Origin of the sequence: Chryseobacterium amylolyticum, assembly GCF_051011775.1 — a bacterium.
In the GTDB taxonomy this organism is placed as follows: Bacteria; Bacteroidota; Bacteroidia; order Flavobacteriales; family Weeksellaceae; genus Chryseobacterium.
In genome coordinates this window covers 410,811-424,496 of sequence record NZ_JBPCHX010000001.1, presented here as the reverse complement: position 1 = coordinate 424,496, position 13,686 = coordinate 410,811, and the positions used below count along the sequence as shown (strand labels likewise).

Below are 13,686 nucleotides of genomic sequence, written 5' to 3'. Positions count from 1 at the left end.
GTATCAAATTAAAATAAGTTTTTGATAACTGTTTATTAAAATTGTTTATATTTTATCAGACGAAAGTAGTAAATTTTATCATTAGGCAGTGAGAAAATTTTCAGTGTTATAAAATTGTTATTTACAACCATTAAATCTGTTAAAACTTGCTTAAACAATAAGTTTTTAATATTTTCGTTAACTTATTTAGACTAATTTTCTTATATCAAGAAGAATGAAATCAAAAAAAATACTTTTAGCGGCTGCGGTCATTTATTTCGGAATCTCCGATGCTCAACAGTCCCAATATTTTACCCAGAAAGAAAATTACAGGTTCAATCTAGCCGAAAATCTTTATCAGACCAAAATATACAACGCCTCCCAATATGAATATGCAAGACAATATTTCTACAATCAGAATTTGTCCCGTTCTAAGAAAGAAGGTGCCCAGTTTTTTGATAATGTGATCGGCGTTATTCTTCAGAAAAATCATGCTGAAGAGGGATTAACCGCTTTCATGAAAGAATATCCTAATTCTGCTTATTTTGCACAGGCTAATCTTCCGCTTGCGGATTATTATTTGGCAAAAAAAGACTTTGACAAAGCGCTGGAAACACTTAAAAAAGTAAATCAGTATCAGCTTTCGAAAGAGGAAAATACTCAGTATATTCTTAAGCTTGGGTATGCAAAATTTATGACAGGTGATTCTAAAGGAGCTATTGATGCACTGGAAGAAGCCTATAAAACAGCAGATCAGTCTCAGAAAGGAGATATTGCTTATATGCTTGGGCACTTATATTACAGCAACAGGCAAAATGATAAAGCTTTTCAGTATTTTGATTCCGTTAAAGATCAGGATAAATTCTCAAAGCTTGTACGTCCTTATTATGTACAGATGTATTATAATGATAAGAACTACGATCAGGCCATTACAGAAGGAGATGCCCTGTTGAACGAAAATATTTCGGATTCTTATAAGGCAGAAGTTCATAAGATCATCGGAGAGAGTTATTTCATGAAGAATGATTATAACGCTGCTTATCCCCATCTAAAAGACTACCTGAGTGTACAGCAGAATCCATCTGAAAACGATTTGTATGAGATGGGATTTGTGGCAGCACAGCTGAAAAAGTATGATGAAGCGGTTTCTTATTATAACCAGCTTCTGAACAGCAATTCTGCTTTGGCGCAGAATGCTTACTATCAGTTGGGAAATGCTTATCTGGCAGTAGATAAAAAGCAGGAGGCACTTTCTGCATTCCGTTCTTCTTACCAGATGGATTATGATGCAAAAGTGAAAAAACTGGCCCACGAGCAGTACGCCAAATTAAGCTATGATATCGGTAACCCGTTTGAAAGTCCTTCCGCGGTTATCCAAAGCTATATCAACGAGAATCAGGATGGTGCCAATGCTTCTGAAATGAGATCATTATTGGTGAAATCATACCTGTATTCCGGAAACTATAAAGAAACCCTGAACGCGATCGACAGGTTACAGAGTTCAACTCCTGAGATCAACAAAGTAGATCAGGAAGTTTCCTATTTATTGGGAACGGAAGAATTCAACAAAGGAAATTATGATGAAGCTGAGAAGTATTTCTTAAGAAGTCTTGGTTTCAATATCAATAAAGAATTTAACAGCAGAGCTTTATACTGGCTGGCACAGGTGTATTATCAGAAAGGAAATTATCCATCTGCCATTGTTCGTTATGAAAAACTTCTTAACGAAAATTTCCCTGAGAAACAGCAGCTTCCTTATGATTTGGGATATGCCTATTTCAAATCCAAAAAATTTGATCAGGCTGCAACTTACTTCAAGCAGTATCTTGCCAATCCTAAACCGGAATTTAAAAATGATGCAGAACTTCGTCTTGCAGATATTCATTATGCCAATAATGATCTGAATGAAGCGATTGCCATTTATGATAAAAATGAAGATGCCACGGATTATACTTTGTACCAGAAAGCAATGGCTTTAGGATTTAAAGGTGATACTCAGGCAAAAATTAACAACCTTAAAAACCTTTTATCGAAATACCCTGATTCTGAATATTACGATGATGCCCAATATGAAATAGGAACTGCATATGCGGCTCAGGATGACTTTGCCAATTCCAATGATTATTTCGGAAAAGTAATTAAAGGGTCTTCTGACAAAGATCTTATTGCCAATGCTTCTATCTACAGAGCACAGAATTATATAGACCAGAATCAGAATGACAAAGCACTTTCTGAGTTGAAGACTTTGGGTGAGCAGTATAAAAATACAGCTTATGCCCAAAAAGTTGTTCAGGCTGCTAAACCTATCTTTACGAAAAACGGAGATGTTTCAGGATATGAAACCTTCGCAAGAAATGTTGGGGTGAACGTAGATGCTGCAGAAATTGATGAGATCAACTTATCTACAGGTAAACAGCTGTTCGCGAAGAAAGATTATAAAAACGCTATTTCTTATTACGAAAAGTATCTGACACAGAACCCAACAGGGGAAGGATTGTACCAGGCGAAGTATGAATTGGGAGAAAGTTATTACCAGACCAATAATTCAACTAAAGCTTTACTTGTTCTTCAGGAAGTGGCTGGAATTCAGAATGATTACCAGGATGATGCACAAACTCGTTTAGCTCAGATCTACCTTGCACAAGGGAATACAGCGGAAGCTAAAAAGTACCTTGAAGGCATTAAAAATTCTTCTAATATCAGCATTAAAAATTATGCAAACGTTGAATTGATGAAACTGTATGCAGAAGAAAATAATTTCTCAGAAGCTGAAAAATTAGCCAATGCAGTAATTGCCAATTCTAAAAACTCAGCAGCTGTTATTGAGACTGCGAAAGTGATCAAAGCAAGAAGCCTGATGAACTCAGGAAAAGATAAAGATGCACAGACTTCTTATTCTTCTCTTGAAAAATCATCCAATACTTCAGTAGCCGCAGAAGCTTTATATGCCAAAGCCTATTATCAGAACAAAGGAAAAGCGTTTAAATCTTCCAATGAAACAATCTTTAAGCTTGCCAATAACTATGCGTCAGAGGAATTCTGGGGAGCGAAAGCGTTAGTACTGATGGCGAAAAACTATATCGGCCTGAAGGATAACTACCAGGCAAGTTATACCTGTGATCAGATCATTGCCAACTATAAGGATTTCCCTGAAATTGTTGCAGAAGCAAAAGAAGTTAAAAAACAGATTAAGAAATAGGAGATGAAGGTTTTTAAAATTGCTGTTTATTCTTTCTTGGTTCCGGCTTCACTCTGGAGCTGCATTCCATCGTACAGTGCATATCCCAAAGAGTATAACCGTGCAAAAGCTGACTTTCCCAAGCAAAAGGCTTTTGTAGTGAATAAAGAACTTAAGAAGGAATTTGAGATTTTAAAACATTCCGATATTTATGAAATTGTGGAAGACAGTATCCATGCAGCTAAAATTACCCTGCATCCGATGATGACGCATACACCCCCTTGCGGAAACCCAATGATCGGGAGTATGATTACAGTCGGATTGCTGCCTTCAGGATTTCCATATAATATTTCTTACAGTTATGATGTAGCTGAGAACAATACAACAAAAAATTATCAATACAAATTACAGGTTTATCAAAGCCTTTGGCTGTTTAATATATTCAGACTGGGGAGAACTTTTTCAAAACAGTCAGGAAAAGCTTTATTAGGCAGTTATATTGCTTCCAATAAATAAAAGCCCGTTATATATTTTTTTCAAATAAAGAAAATATGAACAAGAAAATTCAAATATTATCCATATTATTTTTAGGGGTTTCGTCGGTGGCGTTTTCCCAGATCAAGGAGGAAAAACTGGTTCTTAACAAAAAGAGGGAACCGGAAGTGAAGAAGATCGAGAAGAAGAAAACTTCAGTGGAAACCATTAAAAATTATCCGCCGGAAGAGAAGTCGCAGAACCCTGTGAAGTATACTATCACAGATGTTCCTGCTGTTTCAGATTTCAAAACTTCAACCATTCAGGGGGAGGACGTAGCCCCGAAATTTGACGGGACCGCTCAGAATAACTATTTCCAGTTCGGAATGGGTAACTACGGGAAAGTCTTAGTAGACGGAAATGTTTCCAAAACCCTGGAGAATAAGCTGGAAGTAGGAGCAGATGTTCATGTTCTTTCTACGAATGGTCTTAAAAAAGATTATGACTGGAAATCCGGGCAGACATCAGCCAATATCGGTGCTTTCTTAAATTCTTACGGTGAAAAGGGTAAATTCAACCTTAATGCAGAATATGGTCTGGACAGCTATAATTATTATGGAATTTATGCCATGCAGCCTACCGGAGAACTTGACCTGAAGCAAAAAGTCAATCAGTTTAAGGTAAACGGTTACTATGATTTTTATTCCAATGAAATCCTGAATGATGTAAGAGTAAAATCATCCTTCCTGAAAGATCATTTTGATGCACAGGAAAACCAGGTGTCTATTCTTGCCAATTTCTCAAAACATGCGGTTGAATTAGGAAAATCAGGAATTAACCTGAATGCCGATCTGGGAGTGGGATTAGATGCTGTGAAGACAGATTTTGCCATCAGGGATAAAAACTCAGCTAATTTCTTCAATACCAGCCTGGCTCCTAAAGTGACCTTCAGAAAAGGAGACTCTTATTTGATGTTAGGATCTTCATTCTCTTTCCTGAATGCTAAAAATTCCAATGACCAGCTGGACCAGCAAAAAAATAATAAGACTTACTGGTTCCCGCAGGCAGAGTTCCAGTTTGCCGCGGCTAATGAATTTAAATTCTACGGAGGGGTAGACGGTGGTCTGAAACTGAATACTTACGGAGATATGCTGCAGACGAATCCATTCATCCTTTCTGACCAGTTTTTAAAGCCTACAGAGACGAAATATCATTTTTATGTAGGATTGAGAGGAGATATTGATGAAACGCTGAAATACGACTTCTCTGCAGGTTACGGAAAGATGAGAGATATTATGTTCTTTAAGGCCAATGATCTTTTTGATAACAGCTCTGTTAACCGTTCTGCATACAATTTTGCCAATACGTTCTCTGCAATATATGATGACGGAAATGTAAGTGATATCAAAGGAAGTGTACAGTATTTCCCGTTGGCAAATCTTATTTTAGACGGAGAATTAAGATTTACAAAGTACAATCTTAAGAATTACGATAATATTTATAACGTTCCTTTGTTCAATGCAAGTGTCGGGGCAAAATATACCATGCTTGACAAAAAGTTACTACTGGGATTTAAAGGAATCTTTGCAAGTGACAGAACTACAAACTCTTATGCGATTGAAGCAGTAGGTGCTCCGAATGTAATTTATCAGTCTACGGAGAATACAAATGATAAAGTTGGCGGTTATGCTGATTTAAATCTTTCCGCAGAGTATAAAATTCACAAAAATTTCAGTATTTTCGCACTCGGAAATAATCTTCTGAGCTCAAAATACCAGACGTACAAAGGATATAAGGTCCTGGGTGCACAGATTCTGGGAGGCGTGAAGATCACTTTCTAAAAATATAAGTAATCAGTAATCATTATGAGTTACTCATTACTTATGAATACGGCTGCATAGTTTAATGGATAGAACTTCGGATTTCGGCTCCGACAGTGAGGGTTCGAATCCTTCTGCGGTCACTTATCGCCCCTTATTTAGGGGCTTTTTTATTGGGATATACACATAAAAAACTCTTTTCCTGTATCGACACGATAACGCTAAATAATAAAAAATAGAGATGTCAAATGGTATTGAGTAACAGCTGTAATATTTAATTTTGTACCAAAGAAATATTTTGGAAAAAGCAACTTTTCACAGCCATAAGGAAATTCTTGAAATTCTGGGTGAACAAGATCCGCACAGTGATTTTCATGTTCATTATATAGACCGGTATTTTGAAGAGAATCCTATTTCATATCCTTACAAAACGGATAATTCTGCTCTTTTGCTTTTACTGGAAGGTGAAATGAAAATTAATATTAATCTGGAAATGAACCACATTAGTAACAATAGTATTATTTTCCTTCCTTCACAGTCCTATACTCACATTATCAATATTACGAAGAATATAAAATGTGTAGCCATAGCTTTTTCAGACGACTTCGCTTTTTCAAACTTAAAAAACTATAACGATATCAATATTGTACGTCTGCTTTCAGACAACAGTACGCTTGTTATTTCTTTATCTTCCGATGAAAGCAGAAATATTGTGAACCTTACGGATAATCTGCATAAACTGAATTCTGACCGGGAACAGCTTCATGCCATGGAAAGGATTTATCATTATTTCAACGCACTTGCTCTGGAGCTCAGGGTTCTGCACAGTCTGGCGGAGGAGAAATATCACCCCAGAACGAGCAGACAGAAATCCTTGATTCAAAATTTTATGACCCTGCTTTCCTCTCATTGTAAAAAAGAACGTTCCGTACAGTTTTATGCAGACAGATTAGCTGTGACTCCGGGATACCTTTCTAAAGTTTTAAAAGAAGCTTCGGGGCAAACGGCAAGCGATATTATTGAAGAAGCTGTAGTAATAGAGGCACGGGATCTGCTTCAGAATTCAGAATGGACAGTTGCTCAGATTGCTGATCAGCTTCACTTCAGTGATCAGTCTTTTTTCGGAAAATTCTTCAAAAAGAAAATGAAGGTCTCACCCAAAGAATTTCGGAAACAACAGAATTCTGCTTTGTAAATGTGAGTACTTTCGGATCATTATATATTTACACTAGTATCGAAATAGACCAGTTTTGGCAGAAAAGTAACCTTTTTTTTGATTTTTTACTGATGGATATTTGCAGAATCAGCCAATAGAGTTGTGCTGACCGGTAAATATAAATTTCAAAAAATTATGGTGATTAATTTAAGAAGTATTTCATTAAGTATGTTTTCTGTATTGATGTTATACTCCTGCGAAAGCAATGACAAAACAAATACAGAGAAAAAAGTATCTTCACAACAGGTTTCCATACAGACTGTCCAGCTAACCCATCAACTTCAAAATTTAACATACAGTGGGAATATAGAAGCGGATAATTCTGTTTCTATAGGCTTTAATGTTCCCGGAAGAGTGGTAAGCATCAATGTACAGGAAGGACAACGCATCAGCAAAGGGCAGCTTTTGGCTGTTATTGAGCAGAATACTTATTCAAATGCTTTTGCTGTTGCCAATGCAAGTCTGGAGCAGGCCCAGGACAATTTTAAACGGCTGGATCAGCTTTATAAGAAGCAAAGCCTTCCAGAGAGAGACTATATCTCTGCTAAAACTGCACTTGCACAGGCAAAAGCAAACAGAGAATCTGCAATTAAAAATTTACAGGATACAAAGCTGTATGCGTCATTTTCCGGAATAATCTCTCAAAAATTAACTGAGGCCGGAGGATATGCTGCCCCGGGAGTTCCCGTTTTTAATATTGTAAAAACAGACAACGTATATGCAACAGCGTCTGTGACAGAAAATGAAATAGGAACCCTGAAGATAGGAACGCCGGCAGAAATTACAGTTCCGGCATTAAATAAAAAACTGAACGGAACAATTACCATTATTAATCCTCAGGCAGATAATCTTTCCAAGACATATAAGGTGAAAATAAGGCTTTCAAATCCGGGTGGTCAGCTGATGCCCGGAATGATTGCCGATCTGAATCTCAATACCGGTGAAAATATTCCTTCTATTATTATTCCGGCCCAGGCTGTTGTGCGGGATCCGGACAATGTGAGCTACGTATACCTGGCTAAAGAAAACCATACAGCATTTAAGAAAAGAGTAGAGATAACGGGAACAGCCGGTTCTAATGAGGTCGTCATTGCAAAGGGCTTGCAGCAAGGTGATAAGCTTATTGTTGAGGGACAAACCAAATTAACTGACGGCAGCAGAATAGCATTCTAATCAATCGAAAAATAGAAGAAATGACCAAAAGAAAAATGCATTTTCTGGAAGCTGCTATGAAACATAAGCAGGTAGTGATCGTATTGGTTGTACTGCTGATGATAATGGGAATATTTTCACTAAAGAATATGCCAAGAAGTGAGAACCCCAGAATAGAAATGCCGACTGCCATGGTATATGCTTTTTATCCCGGTGCTGATGAGCATCAGGTTGAAGAGGAAGTGGCTAAAAAAATAGAACAATATCTTTTTTCCTTTGAGGAAATCAAAAAGAAAAAGGTAAAAACGGAAGTTAAAGAAGGTCAGGTTTTTCTGACGGTAGAAATTTTTGCAGAAGTCAAAGACCGTAAGAAATTCTGGCATACCCTGCAGCTTGATATGGACGCAAACCTTCGCTCCAAACTGCCGGCAGGAGTTATCGGCCCTTTTATAAACAGCAATTTTGCAGATGTTACAGCGATGATTGTTTCGGTATCATCCAAAGAAAGATCGTATGCTGAAATTGAAAAATATATTGATAAACTGGAAGATGGATTAAAAGTTATTCCAACTGTTTCCAAAATCAACAGGTCCGGGGGGCAGAGACAGCAGATTTATATTAAGATCAATGATCAGAAACTTCAGCAGTATGGTTTTGATGTTTCAACTGTAATGAGAGCGTTACAGCAGCAGAATGTTACAGGATATTCCGGTGAGCTGTCAATGGGATCCAATAATATTATTCCTGTCTATACCAACAGCCGGTATAAAAATGAAGCCGAAATAGGTAATCAGATTGTTTATACCACTCCTGCGGGAGCTGTTGTACGCCTTAAAGATGTTGCTGAATTAGAAAGACGTTTTGAGGAAAAATCATCATTTGTAAAAGTTGGAGATGAAAATGCAATGGTTCTGACCATTGATATGAAGCCAGGAAATAATATTGTTGCTTTCGGTAAAGAGGTTGATGAAAGAATTGCTGAGATACAGAAAACTTTCCCTCCTGATATCAAGATGAATACCATTGTTAATCAGCCGGAAGTTGTGCGTGAAAGTATCAGCCATTTTATGGTGGAGTTTGGGATGGCGATTGGTTCTGTAGTTCTTGTAGTGATGCTTCTGTTACCATTCCGGGTGGCTGCGGTAGCTTCTGCTGCTGCCCCAATTTCAGTGATCATTACATTTGGAATCATGCAGATTGTAGGCCTGGAACTTCATCAGGTAACACTGGCTGCACTCATTATCGTATTGGGAATGGTTGTAGACAATGCCATAGTGGTGGTAGATAATTATATAGAAAAACTTGACGAAGGAGTTACTCCGTGGACTGCTGCCTGGCAGGCTGCACAACAGCTTTCTATTCCTATCTTCTCAGCGACAATGGCTATTATCTTTGCCTTTGCTCCATTGGCCTTCTTTATGGAAGGGATTGCCAAAGACTTTATGGTTTCGTTGCCTGTGACCGTCGCGATAGCATTATTAACTTCAATGTTTATCGCCCTTCTTTTTACTCCCTACACATGCTATATATTTATCAAAAAGGGACTGAAGCACAAAATGAGTGACAGGCCTTTGAAGAAGAGCCTTTTAGATCATCTTCAAACCATCTTTGACAAAGGTGTGGAGAAGGCATTTAAATGGCCTAAAGTAACAATGGCCATTGGCGTCTTATCTGTTTTTGCAGCGTTCTTTTTAGCAGGAAATAAGGTAGACAGTGAGTTTTTCCCGATCAGTGAAAGAAACCAGTTTAATATGGAGGTCTGGATGCCTAACGGCTCTTCACTGGATAAAACAGAAGCACAGGTAAAGAAACTGGAAGAGCTCCTGAAGAAAGATAAGAGGGTCGTTAATATGACAAGCTTTGTAGGAATGAGTTCTCCAAGATTTCATACATCATATGCTCCGGAGACTCCCAAAAAATATTTTGCACAGGTTTTCATCACAACTTCCGGAAGTAAAGAAACCGATGAAATGGTAAAAGAATATTTGATCAAGTTAAAAAACTTTGTACCGGATGGAGCTGTTAAATTAAAACAATTGAGTTTCCAGGAAGGATCTCCTATTGACATACGAATTATAAGCGACAATGAAGCTGATCAGAAAAGAACGGCCCTTCAGGTAAAGAAGATTCTGGAAGAGGCGGAAGGGACGAACTATGTGAGGCTGAGTAATGAGTCTGACTATATGGGCGTAAAACTGAATGTAGATGATGTAAAGGCTAACAGGCTGGGGATAACAAGCCAGATGATTACCCAGACATTGGGAGCAGGATTGAAAGGATATTCCGTATCAACCATGTGGGAAGGAGACAAGCCTGTTGATATTTTCGTACGGTATGACTCTGTCAGCAGAAGAGATCTGGAGGCTGTTCAGAATTTACACATCACTTCTGTGTATGGAACTAAAATTCCTCTGAAAGAAGTAGCTTCTCTGGAACCGGAATGGCACACAGGTCTTTTGACCAGGAGAAATGGGCTTAAATTATTAAGCGTCTACTCAGAGGCACAGATGGGAATAAAACCTTCACGAATCTTAAAAAATATACAGCCTAAGATTGATGCATTACAGCTTCCTGCGGGAACTACACTTCAATACGGAGGAGACGCAGAATCCAGTGAGGAAAATGCTCCGGGAATGGGACTGTCCTTGAGTGTCAGCCTGATACTGATCTTTTTGACTCTTTTATTCCAGTTCAGAAGCCTTGGGAAATCATTGATTATCTTATGTACTTTCCTTTTAAGTCTGTTCGGTGCCTTCTTCGGATTGTATATTACAGGCAACCCTTTAGGAATGACCGGCTTTATGGGGATTATCAGTCTCATAGGGATTGTGGTACGTAACGGAATTATTCTGGTTGATTATGCTGATGAACTGATCAGGGAACATGGTTATAAGCACAAAGCAGCAGCTATTGCCGCCGCAAAAAGAAGAATGCGTCCTATTTTCCTTACTTCAGCAGCTGCAGCAGTGGGAGTTGTACCTATGATTATCAGCAAATCTCCGATGTGGGCACCTTTAGGAAGTGTCTTGGCTTTCGGGTTGATATTCTCAATGATCCTGACCCTTTTTGTAGTACCGGTCATGTATTATAAACTGCTTAAAGATCCTTTGGTGAAAGAGGAAGCACCGGAAGATCAGTCCGGTGAAGATGAAATTTTATACAAACCAAAGCCGGCTCATTAAATGCTTTAGAGATTCCTTTTATTTTCAGTTCTGCCTCATTTCCTGTTGGAATTGCCGGATACAACAGGTGTGGGGTAGATTTTTCAAAATTAAATTTAAACCAATGAATATAAAAAAAGTCTTGCTCGTCTTTCTGATAGTTTCTGGACAAGCTGTCACCGTAAAGGCACAAGAAAGAAAACTAGGATTAGAAGAAATCAAATCTTTAGTTATTCAAAACAATAAAAAGCTTAAAAAAGCACAAAATAATATAGAATCGGCGTTGGCCGCAAAAGCAGCAGCAGAAGCTTCCAATAAGCCTACACTGGAAGGAAGTGTTACGGGAACCTATTTCACAGAGCCATTAACCGCTTTTTTTCCTGAAGTGATGGGAAATACATCCTTATCGGTTACCCAGGTATTATATGCAGGTGGAAAAATTAAAAATGCCACTGCCCTGAAATCTGTATTGGTAGATATCCAGAAAGATCAGAAAAATCTTACAGAAGATGAGGTGCTGTTAAAGGCTGAAAAGACTTACTGGCAGATTATTAACGTAAAAAATAAAGTAGCACTGGCAAAAGAATACATCCGTCTGCTGAGCTCCTTAAGAAAAGATTTGAAAAATGTTTATGATGCAGGCCTTACTTATAAAAATGACCTTCTGAAAGTGGAGGTCCAGCTTAATGAAGCAGAACTAAACCTTACCAAGGCCAATGATGGATTAACGCTGGCTAAATTAAGCCTTGCTCAGCTTATCGGAAGTACAGACACGGATTTTGATATAGACAATACCCTTGATGGGAATTTCGGTTTGGTGGGGCAGACCGATATTAAAAACTCCATTACAAAAAGACCCGAGATTTCGATTTTATCAAAATCAGTAACAGTGAATGAGATACAGGAAAAGCTACTGGAAGGAGACCGGAAACCGACAGTTGCCCTCTCCGGGTATGGCTTTGCCGGATTGGGTAAACATGTGGATCCCGTTAATGGAAAAGATCTTGTAAAAGGCTTTGTGGGAATGCTTTCTGTAAATATTCCTATCTATGACTGGGGAGCCAGAAAACAGAAAGCAAAAGAACAATATTATAAAACCCAGGCGCAGAAAGAGGAACTGGAAGAAACAAAAGAAATGCTTGAGCTGGAGGCACAAAGTGCATGGCTGTCCCTTAACCAATCTGTCAAAAAAATTGAATTGGCAGAGAAATCAAAAAAACAGGCAGAAGAAAATCTAAGACTGAATCAGGACCGTTTTGATGCAGGAACAGTTATAGGGGAAGAGGTATTAAAAGCCCAGGTTCTGTGGCAGCAGGCAAATACCGATATTATTGATGCCCAGACAGAATATAAGATAAATGAAGCTGCCTATAAAAAAGCAATCGGGGAATATTAATTTAAAAAAGAAATCAGATGACGGAAAACAGTAAACATATTGCAGCATATTTTACAAATGATCAGTCTCTGAGGCTTATTATCCCATCAGGAACAGTAAACCCACGCCCGACAGAAATTATATTTTAACTAAAAACAATACCAATGGATGATAACGTGTATTCATCGTTTTCCAATAAAATTACCTTTGATCAGATGTGGCAGCTTATCATAGAAATAGGGAAGTGGGATCAATGGGATTTTAATATTGAATATTCTTCAAAAAACGGGAGTTTCTCCTCCGGAAATGGCATTCACTTAAAGAACAGAATACTTCCACAGTCAGGTATGGTTATTTTTAACAGAGATGACTTAGGGAAAAGAATAGTTTATCTACTGGTATTTCCATTAAATAATCTATTCATTTCATACTATCATGTACAGTTGGAAGATGGTGTGGATATTATTGTAACCCTGTCTATGCATGGTATTTTATCTCCTTTTTGGTATCTGATTTATGGCAGGGCTATCGCAAAAAATTTTCCTGAAGATATTAAAATGATGATTGATGAGACAATGGTCAGGAAATTTAAGAATAATTTGATTGATAGCCCTGCTGTATTTTAGTTCATCATTAAAAATAACTTATAGAAATGACTACCAGACAAAAAATAATGCAGTCTGCAAAAACCTTAATTTTCGGAGAAGGAAAATTTAATTTACTGCTCTCAGAAATTTCTGATAATGCAGGCATCAGCCAAAGTACTTTACATTATTATTTCAGAACACGTGAAAAACTATTTATAGTTGTAGAGAATGAAATGATTGCAGAATTTATGGAAGAAGGGAAAAGCTGGATCACATCTGGCTTATCTATACGGGAAAAAGTGGAACTGTATATCTCTACTTCGTACAAAAGACTTTCTTTATATCCATTCGCAGACCTTTACCTTTTAAGCCGTATAAATAGGAAGTCTGATACTTACACTGATGAGTTCCATAATGATATCATGCAGTTTTCATCCGAAATACAGAGGGCGATCAATACAAAAATTATCACACGATATGATAATCCTGTTCATTTTATCATCAATATGATTTCTCTTACGGCACATCCTTTCATATTATTGGAATTGCTGCAAAAGACACACGTTATTGAACAGTCTGAAAAGCATAATATTCTGGAACACCAGAAAAGAATAATTATTGAAAATTTATTTTTTTGATCACAGCAGAGATTGCTTTTGTTTTATATTGTTTAGAAATAGTACATAATCATTAAAATTAAATCTTTTTTCTTTTTTCCTTATAAAGAACATAATAGAAATATAT

Annotated in this window: 9 protein-coding genes and 1 tRNA gene; all 10 read left to right on the top strand. The window is 37.5% G+C overall.

Annotated features, from left to right (window positions below):
* Nucleotides 1–214 precede the first annotated feature (214 nt).
* The gene (locus tag ACR1PO_RS01865) at nucleotides 215–3,178 is read left to right on the top strand and encodes a tetratricopeptide repeat protein (RefSeq protein WP_433985628.1); all 2,964 of its coding nucleotides are present in this window, start codon (nucleotides 215–217) and stop codon (nucleotides 3,176–3,178) included.
* A 3-nt stretch (nucleotides 3,179–3,181) separates the two neighbouring features.
* Nucleotides 3,182–3,673 (top strand): hypothetical protein, encoded by a 492-nt coding sequence (locus ACR1PO_RS01860; RefSeq protein WP_433985627.1) that lies wholly within the window; start codon nucleotides 3,182–3,184, stop codon nucleotides 3,671–3,673.
* 35 nt (nucleotides 3,674–3,708) lie between these two features.
* Nucleotides 3,709–5,472, top strand: coding sequence for a TonB-dependent receptor (locus tag ACR1PO_RS01855; RefSeq protein ID WP_433985626.1), 1,764 nt, complete (start codon nucleotides 3,709–3,711; stop codon nucleotides 5,470–5,472).
* A 50-nt stretch (nucleotides 5,473–5,522) separates the two neighbouring features.
* Nucleotides 5,523–5,594: transfer RNA gene (locus ACR1PO_RS01850), tRNA-Arg, on the top strand.
* A gap of 155 nt (nucleotides 5,595–5,749) precedes the next feature.
* Complete coding sequence (locus ACR1PO_RS01845; RefSeq protein WP_433985625.1) at nucleotides 5,750–6,646, top strand: helix-turn-helix domain-containing protein; 897 nt, start codon at nucleotides 5,750–5,752, stop codon at nucleotides 6,644–6,646.
* Between the two features lie 156 nt (nucleotides 6,647–6,802).
* On the top strand, nucleotides 6,803–7,840 hold the full coding sequence (locus tag ACR1PO_RS01840) for an efflux RND transporter periplasmic adaptor subunit (RefSeq protein ID WP_332386371.1): 1,038 nt from the start codon (nucleotides 6,803–6,805) through the stop codon (nucleotides 7,838–7,840).
* 20 nt (nucleotides 7,841–7,860) lie between these two features.
* Nucleotides 7,861–11,001 (top strand): efflux RND transporter permease subunit, encoded by a 3,141-nt coding sequence (locus ACR1PO_RS01835; protein WP_433985624.1) that lies wholly within the window; start codon nucleotides 7,861–7,863, stop codon nucleotides 10,999–11,001.
* Between the two features lie 103 nt (nucleotides 11,002–11,104).
* Complete coding sequence (locus ACR1PO_RS01830) at nucleotides 11,105–12,376, top strand: TolC family protein (protein WP_433985623.1); 1,272 nt, start codon at nucleotides 11,105–11,107, stop codon at nucleotides 12,374–12,376.
* A 143-nt stretch (nucleotides 12,377–12,519) separates the two neighbouring features.
* On the top strand, nucleotides 12,520–12,981 hold the full coding sequence (locus tag ACR1PO_RS01825) for a hypothetical protein (RefSeq protein ID WP_433985622.1): 462 nt from the start codon (nucleotides 12,520–12,522) through the stop codon (nucleotides 12,979–12,981).
* A gap of 26 nt (nucleotides 12,982–13,007) precedes the next feature.
* Nucleotides 13,008–13,580 (top strand): TetR/AcrR family transcriptional regulator, encoded by a 573-nt coding sequence (locus ACR1PO_RS01820; RefSeq protein ID WP_433985621.1) that lies wholly within the window; start codon nucleotides 13,008–13,010, stop codon nucleotides 13,578–13,580.
* The last annotated feature ends 106 nt before the right edge of the window (nucleotides 13,581–13,686 follow it).

Excerpts from the sequence above, each read along its gene's own strand:
- ACR1PO_RS01855 (WP_433985626.1), top strand. The coding sequence starts at position 3,709 with ATGAACAAGAAAATTCAAATATTATCCATATTATTTTTAGGGGTTTCG.
- ACR1PO_RS01820 (WP_433985621.1), top strand. The coding sequence starts at position 13,008 with ATGACTACCAGACAAAAAATAATGCAGTCTGCAAAAACCTTAATTTTC.
- ACR1PO_RS01865 (WP_433985628.1), top strand. The coding sequence starts at position 215 with ATGAAATCAAAAAAAATACTTTTAGCGGCTGCGGTCATTTATTTCGGA.
- ACR1PO_RS01825 (WP_433985622.1), top strand. The coding sequence starts at position 12,520 with ATGGATGATAACGTGTATTCATCGTTTTCCAATAAAATTACCTTTGAT.
- ACR1PO_RS01830 (WP_433985623.1), top strand. The coding sequence starts at position 11,105 with ATGAATATAAAAAAAGTCTTGCTCGTCTTTCTGATAGTTTCTGGACAA.
- ACR1PO_RS01860 (WP_433985627.1), top strand. The coding sequence starts at position 3,182 with ATGAAGGTTTTTAAAATTGCTGTTTATTCTTTCTTGGTTCCGGCTTCA.
- ACR1PO_RS01835 (WP_433985624.1), top strand. The coding sequence starts at position 7,861 with ATGACCAAAAGAAAAATGCATTTTCTGGAAGCTGCTATGAAACATAAG.
- ACR1PO_RS01840 (WP_332386371.1), top strand. The coding sequence starts at position 6,803 with ATGGTGATTAATTTAAGAAGTATTTCATTAAGTATGTTTTCTGTATTG.